Origin of the sequence: Mucilaginibacter sp. dw_454 (genome assembly GCF_018449775.1) — a bacterium.
GTDB lineage: Bacteria > Bacteroidota > Bacteroidia > Sphingobacteriales > Sphingobacteriaceae > Mucilaginibacter.
The window spans coordinates 99272-117932 of the sequence record NZ_JAAVVB010000009.1; the positions used below are offsets into that span (position 1 = coordinate 99272).

Below are 18661 nucleotides of genomic sequence, written 5' to 3' on the forward strand. Positions count from 1 at the left end.
TTCAATTATAATCCTTTAATCTTAAAATCGTGTTAATTCTTTAATCCCAAAATCTTGTCCAGATCCTTGCACTCGCCTTTTGATAATACCGTCACCGTCATAGGCACATTGCTTAACGGTCTGTCACGTTCATCTTTCTTTACCCCGGCAATCTGGTCCACCATATCTATGCCCGTCACTACTTCGCCATAAACGGTATAGTTACCATCCAAATGCGGCGAGCCGCCCACCGTTTTATAAACTTCGCGATGTGAGGCCGGTATAGGGTGGCCCATTAAACGGGTAGATACTAGTTTATCTAAATCGGCGTCCGTAAAACGTTTGCCTTCTACAATATAAAACTGGCATCCGCTGGATGCTTTAGCCGGGTTATCATCCCGCGCAGCGGCCAATACACCTCGTTTATGATATAAACTATCATTAAATTCGGCAGGGATGGTATATTTTACATCACCATTACCCAATTCAACCCCTGGTTTGTTTTTGCTGGTATCCTTAGAATCCGGATCACCACCCTGGATCATAAAGTTCTGGATAACCCGGTGAAACAGCGTACCATTATAAAAACCTTTTTTGGCCAGTTTGATAAAGTTATCGCGGTGCTGTGGCGTCTCGTTATACAAACGTATAATGCATGAGCCAAACGAAGTGCTGATACGCACATATTGGTTTTTAGGCGGTTTAGCAAATGCGGTTACAGTAATCAGTAATAAAATAAGGGTAAGCGTTCTTTTCATATTATTAATTAATTTCTTCCTCGAAATAATTTATGATTAATGATTTCAGGAGCAGCTCCTGCTCCAGTAGCGTATAGTTAGGTACGGTCTGTACTATCTTCCAATGCGGCCAGCCATCCTGGTCCAGGCCTTCCAGCTCATAAAAGCCCATCATGCTAAATAATTTGCAAGTGGCAATATGCATCAGTTCTTCCTTTTGCCGCTTGCTGAATTTACGTGGGCCCTGGCCCAATTCCTGTACGCCTATTAAAAAAAGCATCACTTTAACATCGGGCTTATCGCTGTCAAAATCCATGGCAATCTTATCCTGTAATTCAATCCATTTCTTGTTAATCTGTGCCGGTGTCATAGCTGCAAATATACACGGATGGCTGCTGTATTTGAACACAAAAAACAATAGTTTTTGCAACAATATTGCTTTTGACTCTTTATTTTGGCTTTTTATGCTTAAATTTGCATTTGGTTACAAAAAGCATCAGCTTATTTTGAAAAATAACAAGGCAAATATTCTTTACTCGTGGGTACTATTGATCTGTTTTATAGCGGGCCAATACGTAGTTTACGCCCACCAGCATAAAATTGTAGCCGGTAATACTACCAATAGCAAAATAGCTGCCCAATACGGTCCACGTACCATTGTGCAAGAAAAATGTTCGCTTTGTGATGCAATGCACCACATGAGTGCCGTAGTTAGCCACTATACTTACTTCAGTCCTAATATTGTTACAAAGCATTTTTATAAAGCTTACAGCTACAATTTTATAAGCATTGCTTTGGTTTTGGCGGCTGGCCGCGCACCGCCGGTTTCAGCATCCTGCTAAAACTTTTTCAGGCCTGTTTTTTGAGGGCCGCCTTATCAAATTATTTCAGAGCAATCAGTATGTGTCATCGTATTTAACGGGCCATACTTAAATATATTAAGTCGAAGATGAAATCTTATATAAAAATACTAAGCCTGCTGTTTGTTTTGCTGGCAAACACCATATATACAAAGGCTGCCGACGCGCCACCTGCAACTATAGCGGGTACTGTCACCGATAAAAAAGACAACTCGCCCATTGTAGGTGCTACTATCAATATCCCCGATTTAAAAACCGGGACAGTGACAAATGCTAATGGAAAGTTCACTTTAAGCAATATCACCCGAGGTGTTTACCTAGTGCAGATTAGCTGCGTAGGTTATGCAGGTATTACCCAAACGGTAGATTTTTCAAAAAGCCAAACCCTAAACTTTCAACTTCAGGCATCATTTATTGAAGCCGGCGAAGTAGTAGTTACAGGTGTAAGCCGTGCTACCGAGCTAAAGAAAAGCCCGATACCAATGGCTGCGGTAGGCAAAGCGTTTATAGACCAGCGCGCTGCTGCCGGTAACGTTATCGATATGATAGCTAACATACCGGGCGTAAGCGCAGTAACTACCGGCCCTAATATTTCTAAACCGTTTATCCACGGTTTAGGCTATAACCGTGTAATTACGCTAATGGACGGTATTCGTCAGGAAGGGCAGCAATGGGGCGATGAACACGGTATAGAAGTGGATCAAAACTCCATAGATCGTGTAGAAGTAATTAAGGGCCCGGCCAGTTTAACTTATGGGTCGGACGCTATTGGTGGAGTTGTCAACCTGATATCGCCGCCGCCATTGCCTGATGGTGCCATTGCGGGTTCAACCATGATGTCGTACGGTACCAATGCCGGTGCTATTAACAACTCATTAAGACTGCAAGGCAACAACAATGGTTTGGTATGGGGGACAGTAATATCGGCCAAAGAATCAAAAGATTACCAAAACCAGCATGATGGCCGCGTTTACGCAACTAACTTTAAAGAGCGTGATGCCCGCCTGATGTTAGGTTTAAATAAATCATGGGGATATTCGTATTTCAATGCTTCGTTATTTGACGATGAGCAAGCCATCCCGGACGGCGCCCGTGATTCAATCAGCCGCCAGTTCACCAAGCAGACTACCGAAGATGGTGGTTACCAAATAGTGCCCGGCAGCGAACTTAACTCGTATAAAATACCGGTGCTGCACCAACACGTACAATTATACCGCATTTATAACAACAGCAACTTCATATTGGGTAACGGCGCAAACTTGTTTGTCAACCTGGGTTACCAGTTTAGCCACCGTCGCGAATTTACTCACCCTGAGGATGCAGAAGTTGCCGGCTTGAACCTTCACCTAACCACTTACACTTACGATTTTAAGTACGACCAGACCTTCGGCGATGGTTATGAAACCACTTTCGGTGTAAATGGTCAATACCAAAATAACGCCATTGACGATGCTACCGATTTTCCGATCCCGGCTTATCACCAGTTTGATATTGGTCCGTTTGCGGTGATCAAGAAAAGCTTTGGCAATTTGGATATATCTGCAGGCGGTAGATATGATTACCGTTCGTTCAACGGCCAGGCAGCTTACATAGATACACTAAGTAATAAATACCCCGAACTATACACCGGCAGTAATCCGGGCGGAACAACAGGTGTTACCAAACAATTTGATGCGCTAAATAAAACCTTTACCGGTTTCTCAGGAAGCTTTGGCGCCACTTACAATTTCTCGCAGGAGTTTTTGCTGAAAGGCAATGTATCGCGCGGTTTCAGAGCGCCAAGTATCGCCGAATTGTCAGCTAATGGCCCCGATCCGGGTTCGCAGATCTACCACGTAGGTAATCCTAACTTCAAGCCTGAATTTAGTGTGCAGGAAGACATCGGTGCGTTCCTGACCCTGCCGAACGTGTCGGTAAGCGTTGAGTTGTTTAATAACGATATTCAGAATTATATCTATCAGCAACAAGTATTAAATCCCGATGGTAGTGCGGCGGTTAATCCGGCATTCCCATTATATACTATATTTACTTATACTCAAAGCAAAGCCCGCATTAATGGTGGCGAGTTTAGTTTAGACATCCACCCGGTATCATGGCTGCATTTCGAGAATAATTTGGCACTTACCTATGGCAAAAACTTAGGCAACGGCGGCCCGGTGGCTGATAGCTTGAAATATCTGCCATTTATTCCGCCGGTACACACACACTCAGAATTGCGCGGTACTTTTGCCAAAGGCTTTTCATCAGTTAAAAATATCTATGCCTTTGTTGGTTTAGATCATTACAGTGCACAGAATCGTTTCTTTTCTGCCTATGGCACAGAAACCTATACCGCCGGTTATAATTTAATAAGCGCGGGCTTAGGCGGTAACCTAACCAACTCAAAAGGCGATAAGGTTTTAGAGTTATTTATAGAAGGCACCAATCTGGGCGATGTGAATTATCAATCAAACATGAGCCGGTTGAAATACTTTGATAACACTGACACCGCACCAGGTGTACAACGCGGTATTTATAACATGGGCCGCAACATAAGTTTTAAAGTTATAGTACCGTTTAACTTTCAGCGACCAAAGGCGGTAACAACAAATTAATCATCGCACACCAATAAAGTATCGGCACCTCAGTTTTGGGGTGCCGATCTTGTTTATAAGCAATTGATTATGTGTATTATAAATAATTAAAGAATATTTGTAAGTTAGGGTTTCAAAAAATCCCTAATGAACCTGTTAGCTGAAACCCCTAAAAAGCGCATCGATTCTATCGACATTTTGCGCGGCGTTGTAATGGTAATTATGGCGCTAGACCATACCCGAGATTTCTTTATGGCCGAAACCATTGATCCGACAGATTTGACCCGGGCATCAACCCTATTATTCCTGACCCGTTTTATTACACATTACTGCGCGGCGACTTTTGTTTTTTTGGCAGGTACGGGTGCGTTTTTATCGCTTAACAGGGGCAAGACCAAAAGGCAGGCGTCAAATTTTTTGCTGTCGCGAGGTTTGTGGTTGGTTATATTGGAGCTTACTGTAATACGTTTGGGCTGGGGCGGCGGCCAGTTTTTACAGGTGATTTGGGCAATTGGCATAAGTATGATGATATTGGGCCTTTTGGTATACCTGCCATTACCTGTAGTCGGCGCTTTTGGTTTGATACTGATATTTGGGCATGACGCGTTAGATGGCATCAAACTATCGATGGTGCCAGCCGGCGAAAAAACATTATGGACCTTCCTGCATGTTCAGGGTCTGGTAAATATAGGCGGCGAAACCATATTTGTAATGTACCCGCTCATTCCCTGGGTTGGTGTAATGGCTGCGGGCTATAGCTTTGGTAAAATATTCACTATTGATGCTGATAAACGTAAACGCATTCTAATCATTTTGGGTTCGTCTGCGTTGGTGCTATTTATCATTATTAGATATTTTGCCATTTATGGCGACCCAACCACCTGGACTTATCAAGGCAATATTCACCGTACTATTTTATCTTTTATCGATGTAAGTAAATACCCGCCATCATTAGATTATTTGCTAATCACGCTTGGTCCCGGCATGTTATTTCTGGCTTTGATAGAAGGTAAAAGCAATAAGTTTACCGATATATTTGTAGTGTATGGCCGAGTGCCGTTGTTTTATTATATCTGTCATTTGTACCTGATCCATTTTGCAGCTATCGTGTTAGGATTAATTATACCGTTACCTACCAGCTTACTTCCGGGCGGACCGGCTGTCGGCCTAAGTTTGGGTGGCGTATATATAGTTTGGGTTTGTATTGTGACAACATTATACTTTCCGTGCCGTTGGTTTATGAAATACAAACGCTCACATAAACAATGGTGGTTAAGTTATTTGTAGCCAAACAATAGCCCGCGCTATGCTGTTAACAACATCAAACAGCATTTAAATTATGCAATGGCAAGGCGGCGAAGAAAGTAATGATTACGAAGAAGGTAGCAGCAGTGGCGGCGGCCGTCGTGGCTTTTTGTTTGGAGGCGGAGCATTAGGGCTTATTGGTGCAATTATTTACCTATTCACCGGCTTCAATCCGGCACAGCTGTTTAATTCAGGTAGTTCGCCAAACTCGCAACAAATCAATACCGTACCCGGCGGTGGCGAGAGCCGTGAGAAGCAATTTGCCCGCGTAGTTTTTCAAGGAACTACCGTAGTTTGGGATAGCATATTCCGCAGCATGGGTAAAACCTACGAACACCCAATACTGCATACTTTTACCGACCAGGTTGATGCCGAAGGTTGCGGATTTACAACGTCAGCCACCGGTCCGTTTTATTGCCCTGCGGATAAAAGGGTTTATTTAGATCTGTCATTCTTCAATGAATTAGAAAACCGCTTCAGCGCACCCGGCGAATCAGCCTGGGCGTACGTCATTGCCCATGAGGTAGGGCATCATATTCAAAATCTATTGGGTGTATCGCAAAAAATGGAAGAGGCCCGGCAAAATCTAAATGAGCGCGATTATAATAAATTATCTGTTAAACTAGAGCTACAAGCCGATTTCTACGCCGGTGTTTGGGCACATTATGAGGCTTTAAATCATTATAATAATATTGTTATTGAACGGGCAGATATTGACTCGGCACTGAATGCCGCGCACCAAATTGGCGACGACAGGCTGCAACAAAAATACCAGGGTAGGGTTACGCCGGATAGTTTTACGCATGGCACCAGCGCTCAGCGGGCTTATTGGTTTAAAAAAGGATATGATACGGGAGACATTAAACAAGGTAACACCTTTGCAAATACCGAGCTAGAAGACGATAGATTTAACCAATAATTCTAACTATATTAATTAATGGTATATTTTCGTGTAAAAATTGCCGTTTAATACAGAATGTTTGGTGCCGATAAAGCCTTGGGTTATTTTTGATTAAGACAATTTAACCCCTGTTAATGATGAAAAAATTACTTTGCTTTTTCCTGGTATTGGCTGGTATAGCCGGAACAGGCCTGAAATCTGTAGCGGCTACAAACAATAGCGTTTTTACTGACACCGTTCGCAAAAAGATCGTTCACCCAAAAACAGCAATGAGTGACGACGATTTGACTAAGATTTTAAATAAAATACGCCAAAAGCGTAACGACGAGGAAAAAATAGCGACACTTAAAACAGAGGTGACAGATAAAGCGCTAACTGTTGATCAATTAATTACCTTGCTTAACCAGTTTTTGGCCGATGATTCAAAATTAGAATGTGCAGAATACGCCTTCCCATATACTACCAACTATAAAACTTTTTTAAAGATCATAGATTTGTTTAGCGAGGAGGGTTACAAGAACCGATTAGAAGATTTTTACGATAAGGCCCGTAAGTGGTAATACTTTGGTATTATTTATGCAACAGGCCAACAAACAAAAAAAATGGTAAAACACAATAATTACCCCTTTACGTATGTATTGTTATTGGCCTTTGCATTGTTTATTGCAGCTTGCTCACCCAAGGTGAATAAACCGGGCGGTACCACCAATATTACCACGGCCGAAGGCAAAAAGATCCCCGTGGTACGTGGCCCGCATTTTAGTACTGACAGTATCTACACCGTAAAGTCAGACTCGCTAATTGGTTTGGTGAGGCAGCAGCAGCCTTCTGTATTAATGGATAGCACCGGTTTGATCCAAACGCCATCTGAATGGGTTGGGTCCACCAATTTTGGTATCCGAAAGGCTAACTATGTTATCATCCATTTTACGGCGCAGGATTCTGTACAACAAACCATCCGCACTTTTACCATTAAAAGTACCGAGGTAAGCGCGCACTATGTGGTAGGTAAAGACGGCAAGGTATATCACATGGTGAACGATTATCTGCGCTCTAACCACGCCGGTTTGGGTAAATGGGGCAGCGTTACCGATATGAACAGTATCTCATTAGGTATTGAGCTAGATAATAACGGCTCAGAACCATTTACCGATGCGCAGATTAAAAGCCTGTTGCTTCTCTTAGCTCAACTCAAAAAAGCTTACAATATCCCAACTGCTAATTTTTTAGGACACCAGGATTTTGCGCCAAAACGTAAGCCCGATCCGGGTCCGCTTTTTCCGTGGAAATTGCTGGCACAAAATGGTTTCGGTTATTGGAGTGACGATGCACTGGAACTGGCTCCCGATAATTTCGACTATAAAACGGCACTCAAGCTAATGGGTTATGATACCTCTGATTTGAACGCGGCAGTTATCGCTTTTAAACGCCACTTTGTGCAAGACGATAGCACGGCGCAGTTAAGTCAGCTGGATTTGAATGTGTTGTATAACGTGTATCAGAAGTATTAAGCTGAAAGATTAAAGCAGAAAGCTAAAAGCAAAGGGCGAAGATATTATTCCTCGCCCTGTATTTATAAAAAGCTAAAAGCCTTCAGCTTTGAAGGCTTTTAGCTTTTTTTAGTCCAGCTATCCTTCAAACCCACCGTCCGGTTAAACACCAGCTTATCGGCAGTTGAGTGCTTATCCAAAGTAAAGTAACCTTTACGTATAAACTGATAACCTTTACCCGGCTTAGCAGTTGCCAAATCAGGCTCGATATAAGCCGTTGGCAATACATGTAAGCTCTCCGGATTTAGGTACTCTTTAAAATCGCCTTCCTCGTTCGACGGATCTTCAACTTGAAACAGACGATCATATAACCTAACCTCGGCGGTTTTGGCGTGTGGTACACTCACCCAATGGATGGTGCCTTTTACGTTAACGCCGCTGGTATCGCTTCCTGATTTTGATTCAGGGATATAAGTGCAATAGATCTCGGTTACGTTGCCATCGGCATCTTTCTTAAAGTCCTCGCATTTTACAATGTAAGCATTCTTTAAACGAGCCATCAGTCCAACACCCAGACGGAAAAATTTCTTTGGCGGTTCTTCCATAAAGTCCTCGCGTTCAATCCATAATTCATTACCGAACGGAATATCACGGCCGCCATCGCCACCTTCAACTTCCGGGTTGTTTTCGCCATGCAGAGTTTCAGTTTGACCTTCGGGATAATTAGTAATGATCAGTTTTATCGGATCTAACACAGCCATACGGCGCCATGCTGTTTTGTTCAGATCTTCACGGATACAGAACTCCAGCAGGCTCACGTCAATCATATTATCGCGTTTAGCTACGCCGATACGCTCGCAAAACTCGCGGATAGAAGCGGCCGTATAACCGCGACGACGCAAACCGCTGATAGTAGGCATACGTGGGTCGTCCCAGCTTTCTACGTGATTATCGGTAACTAATTGCATCAGTTTACGCTTGCTCATCACCGTATAGGTCATGTTCAGGCGGGCAAACTCATATTGTTTGGATGGGAAAATTTCTAATTCTTTGATGAACAGATCATACAGCGGTCTGTGCGGAACAAATTCCAGCGTGCAGATAGAATGCGTGATCTCCTCCAAAGCGTCCGACTGCCCATGTGCAAAATCGTACATCGGGTAAATGCACCAGGCATCGCCGGTGCGGTGATGACGCGCATGTTTAATGCGGTACATCAGCGGATCGCGCAGCAACATATTTGGCGACGCCAGGTCAATCTTAGCGCGCAATACTTTCTCACCGTCCTGGTATTTGCCGGCTTTCATACCGGCAAATAAAATCAGATTTTCATCAACGCTGCGGTTGCGATATTGATTCGGTGTGCCCGGTTCTGTTGGTGTGCCTTTTTGCGCAGCAATTTCTTCGGACGTGCTATCGTCCACATAAGCCAGGCCTTTTTTAATCAGCTCGACAGCGAAATTGTATAATTGCTCAAAATAGTCTGATGCGTATAATTCGCTGGCCCAATTAAACCCTAGCCATTTAACGTCTTCTTTAATGCTGTCAACGTATTCGGTTTCTTCTTTGGTAGGGTTGGTATCGTCAAAGCGAAGGTTAGTCTGACCATCGTATTTTTTTGCCAGTCCAAAGTTTAAACAAATAGACTTAGCATGCCCAATGTGTAAATAACCATTCGGCTCCGGAGGGAAACGGGTCAAAACCCGGCCACCGTGAGTGCCTTTAGCTAAATCTTCCTCAACTATTTCCTCAATAAAATTTAATGATCTCTCTTCGCTCATGATAAGCGCAAAAGTAGCGTTTTTACTGCAAACTCGGCATAAACACAAGTCGCTATAATTCACTTAATGGCGATATTTAATGCAGATTTGACTTGGGCTAACTTAGTCCGTGCTTTTCGTGCATCTGGTTTCGGTATTGCTCGGGGCTAATGTTGTTGTGCTTTTTGAAATGTCTTGAAAAATAAGAGAAATCTTTAAACCCTAGTTCCTCGGCTATTTGCCCGATCTGGAAATGGCTTTGTACCAGCATTCTTTTAGCTTCAAGTGATAGGCGGTCCTGCACAAATTCGCTGGCTGTTTTACCGGTGACATTTTTAACCACCTCATTCAAATAATGTGGGGTGATAAAAAGTTCGGCCGAATAAAAAGGTAGTTTTTTTTGTTCTTTATAGTGCTGTTCCAAAAGCCGTTTAAAGCTGTTAAAAACAGTGGTATGGTTAGATGGTAAGTGGCTGTTGCTATCTTGGGTTAAATAAACCCGCTGCAGGCTGTTCAAAAATACGTAGAGTATCGAGCTGATGGCCAGTTTAGAATAATCAGGGCGTTCAAACTCAGTATATAATAGCTTGAGCAAAGGTTCTAAAACTTGTTTGGTAGGTTCATCGAGTTTTATGTTGGGGCTGCGGTAACTGTCGTCTAAAAATGAAAGTTGTTGCAGGGCTTCTTTATTGATGAAATTCAAGATAAAAAACTCCTCGGTGAACATAATGCTGTCGCCTTTAATGGCCTCATACTTTTCAAAATGATGCGTTTGCCCCGGCGACATGAAGTAGATAGTATCGCTTGAAAGGTCAAGCTCCTGGTTATCAACAAAGTGTTTGGCTTTACCGCGTCTTATCCATAAAATCTCATAAAAACTATGCTTATGCGGCCAGCTAAAGGGACTGGGGCGGTTCAGATTTTCAAACGGTACAATTACAAACTGCGGCTCTTTGTCGTAGTGTGGCGAAAAATCCTTAATATCATAAATTGGTATCATTAATATTTATTGTTTTTTTCTGACGCTGGGCGAATCTACGGAAAGTACCAATTAAGGTAAGTTTTATGCTAATTAAATAATTTTAGTATACCTATTTTTGATAAAACCAATTTTTAAATATAATTACTCCATAAACATAATAGTATGTCGACAGATTTATTAAGTTATGACCCAAGGTATCCATCTATTGGCGATCTGAAAAAAAAGGCCAAAAAGCGGATCCCTAAATTTGCTTTTGATTACCTTGAAGGAGGCTGTAATGAAGAGGTGAATTTGTTGAAAAACGAAACCGATTTTCATGATATCACCCTAATGCCTCAGTATTTAAAAAAGTATCAAGGTGTAGATACCAGCGCAGAATTGTTTGGCCATCGTTATGATGCGCCTTTCGGGATAGCGCCAATTGGTCTGCAAGGATTAATGTGGCCCAACTCGCCCGAGATATTGGCTAAAGCTGCCTTAAAGCACAATATCCCTTACATTTTAAGTACGGTATCAACCAGCAGTATTGAGCGCATAGCCGAGGTATCTGAAGGGAAATTCTGGTACCAGTTATATCATCCTGCAAAGACCAGCATGCGCGATGATATTTTGCAGCGATTAAGAGACGTTGACTGCCAGGTGCTGGTTGTATTGGTAGACGTGCCTTCCTTCGGTATCAGGTACCGCGAAATTAAAGCTGGTTTGTCTATGCCGCCTAAAATGAATATCAATAACATTTTTCAATCGTGTATCAGGCCAGAGTGGTCATTGTCAACCTTGCAGCATGGCATCCCCGAGTTTGCCACACTGAAAAAGTACATGGACAAAAGCCTGAATATGGGGCAGCTGGGTCAGTTTATGAATGCGTCTTTTGATAAGCGCGTGGATGTAGATAAGATTGCTGCCATACGCGACCAATGGAAAGGCAAACTTGTACTAAAAGGCGTAGTTAGCGAGCAGGACATGGAAAAGACCTTAGCGCTTGGCGCAGATGGTATTATTGTGTCTAATCACGGCGGCAGGCAGATAGACGCGGGTGAATCGTCCATCCGCTCATTATATAACCTCACGGCCAAATACAGCGACAAGCTAACTATTATGATGGATGGCGGTGTACGTTCGGGACCGGATATTGCACGGGCTTTAGCTTGTGGTGCAAAATTTACCTTTATGGGCAGGCCATTTATGTATGGTGTATCAGCCTTGGGCAAAAAAGGTGGCGACCATACCATAGCCGTGCTGAAAACACAATTTAAACAAGCTATGGAACAGCTTTGCTGCGAAAACGTAGAATCGTTGCCAGAGACATTGATCTCATTTAAATAATTTCCGAATTGCGTTTAAAAGCAAATAACAATTAAGCAACAAGGCCTCTTATCACCAATGATTAGAGGCCTTGTTGCTATTGATATATTATTCAGGCAGTTGCCCCCTCTAAATGGTAGTATTCCATGAAAAGACATATGCGTATAAAAAAGAGCTTCGGCCTGTGCGATTCCCTCCCCGCCTTCGCTCAAGCCAACCGCACTCCTCCCAATGAGAGGGAATTTATGTTTCTGTCGAATGATGGGCTATCCCGAGCTTAGTAAAGGATGACAAACAGTTTTGCTAAAATTCTATTTGATCACGCCTAACTTCATAAAGGCATAAAACAAACCGGTACAATGCAGCGATTGCGCGATCTTGTTATCGGTTAAAAATTGTTTTACCTCGTCAATAGTGTATTCTTCAACAATCAATTCTTCGTGTTCATCTAAAGCCTGCTCTTGTACTTTGATGCCGCCTTTGGCCAGGTAGCAGTATACATGATTATTAGCCGTTGAAGGGTTTGGATACACAATGTTGATTAATTCGATATCATCAAACTGATAGCCGGTTTCTTCCAATAATTCGCGGCGCATGGCAGCTTCCGGTGCTTCGTCGCCATCAATTACACCGCCGGGAATTTCTAACGATACAATGTTAGCTGCGTGACGATATTGGCGCACCATTAGTATTTTGTTCTCTGCAGTAAGCGCGACAGCATTTACCCAGTTAGGATATTCTAACACGTAGTATTGCTCCACAATGCGCCCGTCGGGCATTTCACACTTGTCAGACCGTAAAGTAGCCCAGGGACCTTTATGTATATATTCTGAATGGCAGATTTTCCACTCCAAGTTATTGCTCATATTATTTTAATAGCGATTACTCCGATTTGTTTGCGATAAGAATCCTGATAAATCTAAATAATCCTGAAATCGTGTCTACCAACTTCCGCCCGAGCCGCCGCCGCCGAAGCTGCCACCGCCAAATCCGCCGAAGCCTCCGCCTCCGCCACCACCACCGAAACCGCCACTGCCGCCGGAGAAACCTCCCCAACCGCCGCCGCCACTACTGCGGCCCAGTGCAGAGCCTGCCAGGAACCACCAGAACGGACTAGCAGATCCACGGCTGCCAATAACACGGCCACCGCCTCCGCCGCCACCACGATTGCGGAATACCACGATCAATATCACAATAACAATGATGATGATAAAACCGGCAGGACCACCGCTGTTATCGTCGCCGCGTTTGCGTTTGTTAGTATTTGGGTCAGCTTTATATTCGCCTTTGGTGTATTTAATAATATCAGTTACACCGGCGTCTAAGCCTTCATAAAACTCACCGGCTTTGAAGCGCGGGTTCATATCATTCACGCGGATCTGTTGAGTAATTACGTCGGGCAGTGCACCTTCCATGCCATACCCGGTTTGGATAGACATCTTATGATCGTCTACGGCTACCAGGATAACAATACCATTGTTCTTGCCCTTTTGTCCAATCCCCCAGGCACGTCCCAGTTTCTGTGCATAATCATTGACATCATAATCGCCAATGGAATGAATCATTACTATAGCAATCTGCGATGAAGTCGAATCGTTAAAAGCAACAAGCTTTGCTTCCAGCTTTTGCTTATCATCTGCAGATAAAGTATTGGTATAATCGGTTACCAGCGTAGTAGACTTAGGTGGCAACTGTTGTGCGAAAGCGCCCAGGACACATATCGCTAACCCAACAAATAATAATATTTTCTTAAACATTTTCTTAAGTTCTAATCGCCATCCATAAAGGCAACATCGTCACTCAATTCGTTGGCGTCGTTGTTCAAATCGTATGGAAAAAATTTACCAAGCTGGTCGCCGGCTATTTTAAGCCCGGTTACTATGCCTTCTACTATATCGCCGGTTTTAAAATGTTCCAGCATGTCTTCTTTGGTGCTGTCCCAAAAATGGGTATCAACCACCTGGTTTATACCGGCATCACCAATAATGGCAAACTTACGATCTACCACGGCAACGTAAATTAGTACGCCGTTGCGCAGCTTGGTTTTTTGCATATCAAGCTGAAAAAAATATTTGGCGGCACGTTCAAGCACTTCTTCGCTGCAGGTTTTTTCAATACAAACCCGCAACTCGCCCGAGGTGTGTTTTTCGGCATCGGCGATTGCCTCGCGGATACGTTGTTGTTCTTCGTCGGTAAATAGAGCCATGAGGCAGTTAATTAGAGGTTAGTTGTCATTATTTGATAAGATGATCGGAGATCAGAAAACTCATCTCTGATCCCCAACCTCTAATCTCTAAATTAGAATTTTACTTTTGGCGCTTTATCAGATCCTGCTTCTGCCTGGAAGTAACCCTTTTCTGTAAAACTGAACATTTTGGCAGTGATATTAGCCGGGAACGAGCGAATCTTGGTATTAAACTCCTGCACCGCTTGGTTAAAGTCGTCACGAGCCACGGTGATGCGGTTTTCGGTACCTTCTAACTGCGCTTGCAGCCCCAAAAAGTTTTCGTTGGTTTTCAGGTTAGGATAGTTTTCACTAACAACCATTAATCTACCTAAGGCTGAGCTTAACTGACCCTGTGCAGCCTGGTAGGCTTTGATAGATTCGGGCGTTAATTTTGAAGGATCAACCTGTATAGAAGTAGCTTTAGCACGTGCGTTGATCACGTCGGTCAAAGTACTTTTTTCAAAATTTGCGGCACCTTTAACGGCTTCAACGAGGTTAGGGATCAAATCTGACCGGCGTTGATATTGCGTTTGCACAGTACCCCATTTAGCCTTAACATTTTCGTCCATTTGCACCATGCTGTTATAGCTGCATGAGCTTAATGACATTGCTGCCACGATAACCAATATTGCTGAGAATAGCTTTTTCATTGTTCTTAGTATTTAGTTTTTTGAGTTTAGATGGCAAAACCTGTACCGATGTTACAAAATATATTTTCGACTGTCAGAATGGCGTTTGCTTTGGTAAATATAAATTAAATCAATTCAATTACATTTTATAATTTGCGTTATCATTTGCAATTAACTGTTCACCATTACATGAAGAAAACACTTACTGTCCTTTTAATATGCTCGGGCCTTGCTGCCAGCGCACAAAAATCAGAGAATTTAATACAATATGTTAAGCCTATTGTGGGCACCCAGCGCATGGGCCACACTTTCCCCGGTGCTACTGTGCCGTTTGGTATGGTGCAATTAAGCCCCGAGACAGATACCGTAGGCTATGAGCTTGACGGGCATTATAACCCCAAAGTTTACGAGTACTGCGCTGGTTATCAGTATGAAGATAAAACCATTGTTGGCTTTAGCCATACCCATTTTAGCGGCACCGGCCACTCAGATCTGGGCGACTTTTTGATTATGCCAACTGTCGGTCCATTGAAATTGAATCCAGGTACGGCCGACAAACCACATAGTGGTTACCGCTCGCCATTCTCGCACGCTAACGAGGTAAGTGAGGCTAACTATTACAAAGTTAAGCTGGATGAGCACAATATCCTGGCCGAACTGACCACCACTACCCGCGTTGGTTTTCACCAGTATACCTTCCCAAAATCAGATAATGCTCATATTATATTGGATTTGATGTCGGGCATTTATAACTACCCGGACAAAAACGTGTGGACCTACATGCGTGTTATTGACGATACGCACGTGGTTGGCTATCGCTTAACTAACGGCTGGGCACGCAGCAGGGCTTTATACTTTGCGATGGAGTTTTCGAAACCCTTCATCGCCCATGGCTACAAAAACTATTCAAAACGCGAGGTGTACGGCGGTTTCTGGGGCAAGTTTGCAACGGTGAAGAACTTCCCGGAAATAGCGGGCAAAAACCTGCGTGCTTACTTTGATTTCAAAACGGATGAAGGCGAGAAGATCAAGATCAAATTCGCGATCTCGCCGGTAAGCATGGAGGGCGCACAAGCCAACCTGACTGCCGAAGCTAAAACCTGGGATTTTGACAAGATCAAACAAGAGGGCCAGGACCAATGGGAGAAAGAGCTGCATAAGATCACCATCCAGGGCAACAGAGAGATCAAAGAGAACTTCTATACCTCGATGTATCATACTATGATCAACCCTACCGTTTATATGGATGTTGACGGCAAATACAAGGGCCTTGATCAGGAAATTCATACAACTGACGGTTTTACCAACTATACCACCTTCAGTTTGTGGGATACGCATCGTGCCCTGCATCCGCTGTTTAACATCATTGAACCTAAGCGCAATGCCGACATGGTAAAATCTATGCTGGCTCACTTTGACCAAAGCCCGGAGCACATGCTGCCGGTTTGGAGCAACTCGGCTAATGAAAACTGGTGTATGAGCGGTTACCATAGCGTATCTGTAATTGCAGATGCCGTTGTTAAAGGCAATGCCCCGTTTGATGCCAATAAAGCTTTAGAAGCTTGCGTTACCACTGCCAGGCATCGTAACTATTTAGGCATTGGCGATTATATGGATCTGGGTTACATCCCTGATGAAAAGGATGGCAACTCGGTATCATCAACCTTAGAGTATGCTTATGACGATTGGTGCATAGCCCAAATGGCAAAGAAACTGGGCAATGATGCCATATACAAAGAGTTTAGTAAACGTGCCGAAAACTATAAGAACGTATACGACCCTAAATCGGGCTTTATGCATCCACGTAATGCTGATGGCAACTTCCGTAAGAACTTCGATCCGTTTACTACCATAAACCAGGGCTTTATTGAGGGTAATGCCTGGAATTATACCTTGTACGTTCCGCATGATCCTGCTTCATTGATCAAGCTGATGGGTGGCAACAAGCGTTTTATCATTTATGTAGACAGCCTGTTTAGCTATAACCTGCCTGACAAGTACTTCGCCGAGACCGAAGACATCACTAAAGACGGCATCATTGGTAACTATGTGCATGGTAACGAGCCATCGCACCACGTAGCTTACCTTTACGACTGGACCGACAAGCCCTGGAAGACACAGGAGAAGATTCGCATGATACTGCCTAAGATGTACAAACCTACGCCTGACGGTTTAGGTGGCAATGACGATACCGGCCAGATGAGCGCCTGGTATATCTTCAGTTCATTGGGCTTCTACCCGGTAGCGCCTGCGTCCGACCAATACGCTATAGGCAGCCCGGCTGTTGACGGTGCCGTGGTTGAAGTTGGTGGTGGCAAGACCTTCAACATCCACGTTAATAACCAGAGCGATAAGAACGTGTATATCCAAAAGATCGTGCTGAACGGCAAGCCTTTGAACAAACTGTTTTTGAGCCATGCTGATATTATGGACGGTGGCGATATCACCTTCTTTATGGGTGCTAAGCATAAATAATAGCCATACCCTATACAACCGGCAGCCCGCTCAAAAGAGCGGGCTGTTTTGTTTCACGTGCGTGTACAACAGCTGAAACAAGTGAAACAGTATTTTTATATAATTTACTGATATTGAGATATTTATAAAAACAGAGTGAAACAAAATGAAACAGTAAAAAGTACTTAAAAGTCATTTTTTGTTTCATTGGTGATTATTGCTGTTAGCAGATTACGCTTCCTTTCTGTACAGTTATTAGCGGTATAAAGCATCTATTTCAAAATAAAGCGATACTTTAATCGTTATTTTATCGCATTCAAAAGCATTAATATTTTTTTGAGTGCGCTATAACCTATTCAAAATCTAATCACATGAAAAAATCGCTTGTCCTGGCTATTTGCTTATTGCAAACTATCGCGCTGTTTGCGCAGCAAAAGTTTACTATTCATGGTAAAGCAGACCTGATCAGCGCCAGCAAAAGCATTCATCTGGGAAACTACACTATACCCATACAGAGTGACGGGACATTCTCTTTTACCGGCGACGTGCCCGAACAAAACTTCACTTTCATTCGCACAGATAAATCAGGAATGAGTTTTGTTTGGTTAGAGCCGGGCAACTATACAGCCGTTTTGAAAGAGCGCCAAAACCCTCATTACAATCAAATAATAATAGACTTTGATTTTACCGAAGCGCCTAAAACTTCCTTAATATTTAGTCATTTTGTTACAAAATTAAATGACATTCTGATTCAAAGTTCTAATACTGCAACTAGCCAGAAGCAAGCCGCAATTCCCTATATGGACAGTCTTGTTAAGAATAACAGCACACTTAAATGTTTACCAAACATGATAGATCTTGCAAACGGTTATGTAGACGCTGCCAGCACAAAAAGATACATAGCCATGCTCTCACCCGAAATGAGAAATGACCCGAATATCGTGAGCGTCGAGAATGATATTAACAGGGATGAGAAATTAAAACAAGGCATTTTCGACGACTTTAGTATGCCTACTATCGATGGCAAAGCGTTTAAGTTATCATCGCTCAAAAACAAAAAAGTGGTGCTGATTGATTTTTGGTCGAGCTCCTGTGCGCCCTGCAGGGCAGCGCATCCAAAGTATGTAGCGCTTTATAAAAAGTATGCAGCTAAAGGCTTAGAAATTGTCAGCATTTCTTTGGATGATCACGCCGATGCCTGGAAAAACGCGATAAATCAGGACAAGATTGGCGCTTGGGTAAATGTGTCCGATTTAAGGGCTGGCAATCTGAATTGGCAAAGCATTATTATTTAACTTACATACCGTTTCACCTAACGCTTACCGGCGACCGTAAAATAGTTACTTCTTATTTCGGATCGGGTGTTCCGACTGATAAGGAGATCGAGGCAAAGCTTAATTAATTGATGGGTATGTTGGACTTTTCGTTACTCGCGCACATGTAACAGACGCTAGCAACC

The 18661-nt window shown here is 43.2% G+C and carries 17 protein-coding genes; 9 read left to right on the forward strand and 8 right to left on the reverse strand.

What is annotated here, in order from left to right; translation table 11 throughout:
• Positions 1-32 precede the first annotated feature (32 nt).
• Together HB679_RS20320 and HB679_RS20325 are read right to left on the reverse strand one after the other, a co-directional pair.
• Positions 33-737 carry a peptidylprolyl isomerase gene (locus tag HB679_RS20320; RefSeq protein WP_214073869.1) on the reverse strand — a complete coding sequence of 235 codons (705 nt, stop codon included), beginning with the start codon at positions 735-737 and terminating at the stop codon, positions 33-35.
• Positions 738-741: 4 nt separating this feature from the next.
• On the reverse strand, positions 742-1086 hold the full coding sequence (locus HB679_RS20325) for a hypothetical protein (protein ID WP_214073870.1): 345 nt from the start codon (positions 1084-1086) through the stop codon (positions 742-744).
• Positions 1087-1180: 94 nt separating this feature from the next.
• On the opposite strand from HB679_RS20325, the gene HB679_RS20330 reads away from it, so the two are divergent.
• From HB679_RS20330 to HB679_RS20355, 6 genes are all read left to right on the forward strand, one after another.
• Positions 1181-1558, forward strand: a complete 378-nt coding sequence (locus tag HB679_RS20330) for a hypothetical protein (protein WP_214073871.1) — start codon at positions 1181-1183, stop codon at positions 1556-1558.
• Positions 1559-1665: 107 nt separating this feature from the next.
• Positions 1666-4170 carry a TonB-dependent receptor gene (locus HB679_RS20335; protein WP_214073872.1) on the forward strand — a complete coding sequence of 835 codons (2505 nt, stop codon included), beginning with the start codon at positions 1666-1668 and terminating at the stop codon, positions 4168-4170.
• 126 nt (positions 4171-4296) lie between these two features.
• The gene (locus HB679_RS20340) at positions 4297-5436 is read left to right on the forward strand and encodes a heparan-alpha-glucosaminide N-acetyltransferase domain-containing protein (protein WP_214073873.1); all 1140 of its coding nucleotides are present in this window, start codon (positions 4297-4299) and stop codon (positions 5434-5436) included.
• 52 nt (positions 5437-5488) lie between these two features.
• Positions 5489-6373, forward strand: coding sequence for a neutral zinc metallopeptidase (locus HB679_RS20345; RefSeq protein WP_214073874.1), 885 nt, complete (start codon positions 5489-5491; stop codon positions 6371-6373).
• Positions 6374-6489: 116 nt separating this feature from the next.
• Positions 6490-6915, forward strand: coding sequence for a DUF4476 domain-containing protein (locus HB679_RS20350; protein WP_214073875.1), 426 nt, complete (start codon positions 6490-6492; stop codon positions 6913-6915).
• 42 nt (positions 6916-6957) lie between these two features.
• Positions 6958-7866: an N-acetylmuramoyl-L-alanine amidase gene (locus HB679_RS20355; RefSeq protein ID WP_255547682.1), complete on the forward strand. Its 909-nt coding sequence runs from the start codon at positions 6958-6960 to the stop codon at positions 7864-7866.
• Between the two features lie 98 nt (positions 7867-7964).
• Here HB679_RS20355 and HB679_RS20360 read toward each other — a convergent pair whose 3' ends face one another.
• Positions 7965-9626, reverse strand: a complete 1662-nt coding sequence (locus HB679_RS20360; protein ID WP_214073876.1) for a glutamine--tRNA ligase/YqeY domain fusion protein — start codon at positions 9624-9626, stop codon at positions 7965-7967.
• Positions 9627-9723: 97 nt separating this feature from the next.
• A complete protein-coding gene (locus HB679_RS20365; RefSeq protein ID WP_214073877.1) occupies positions 9724-10605 on the reverse strand; it encodes a helix-turn-helix domain-containing protein in 882 nt (293 codons plus the stop codon).
• Positions 10606-10749: 144 nt separating this feature from the next.
• Between HB679_RS20365 and HB679_RS20370 the strand changes: the two genes are divergently transcribed.
• Complete coding sequence (locus HB679_RS20370; protein WP_214073878.1) at positions 10750-11913, forward strand: alpha-hydroxy acid oxidase; 1164 nt, start codon at positions 10750-10752, stop codon at positions 11911-11913.
• A gap of 290 nt (positions 11914-12203) precedes the next feature.
• Here HB679_RS20370 and HB679_RS20375 read toward each other — a convergent pair whose 3' ends face one another.
• The 4 genes from HB679_RS20375 to HB679_RS20390 form a co-directional block, all read right to left on the reverse strand.
• Positions 12204-12758, reverse strand: a complete 555-nt coding sequence (locus tag HB679_RS20375; protein ID WP_214073879.1) for an NUDIX hydrolase — start codon at positions 12756-12758, stop codon at positions 12204-12206.
• A gap of 75 nt (positions 12759-12833) precedes the next feature.
• Positions 12834-13649, reverse strand: a complete 816-nt coding sequence (locus HB679_RS20380; protein WP_214073880.1) for a TPM domain-containing protein — start codon at positions 13647-13649, stop codon at positions 12834-12836.
• A gap of 11 nt (positions 13650-13660) precedes the next feature.
• Positions 13661-14098 carry a TPM domain-containing protein gene (locus HB679_RS20385; RefSeq protein ID WP_214073881.1) on the reverse strand — a complete coding sequence of 146 codons (438 nt, stop codon included), beginning with the start codon at positions 14096-14098 and terminating at the stop codon, positions 13661-13663.
• A gap of 92 nt (positions 14099-14190) precedes the next feature.
• Positions 14191-14769: a LemA family protein gene (locus HB679_RS20390; protein WP_214073882.1), complete on the reverse strand. Its 579-nt coding sequence runs from the start codon at positions 14767-14769 to the stop codon at positions 14191-14193.
• A 168-nt stretch (positions 14770-14937) separates the two neighbouring features.
• Between HB679_RS20390 and HB679_RS20395 the strand changes: the two genes are divergently transcribed.
• Entirely contained in the window at positions 14938-17223 is a 2286-nt protein-coding gene (locus tag HB679_RS20395) for a GH92 family glycosyl hydrolase (RefSeq protein ID WP_214073883.1), read from the forward strand.
• A gap of 350 nt (positions 17224-17573) precedes the next feature.
• Positions 17574-18497: a TlpA disulfide reductase family protein gene (locus HB679_RS20400; protein ID WP_214073884.1), complete on the forward strand. Its 924-nt coding sequence runs from the start codon at positions 17574-17576 to the stop codon at positions 18495-18497.
• Positions 18498-18661: the final 164 nt, after the last annotated feature.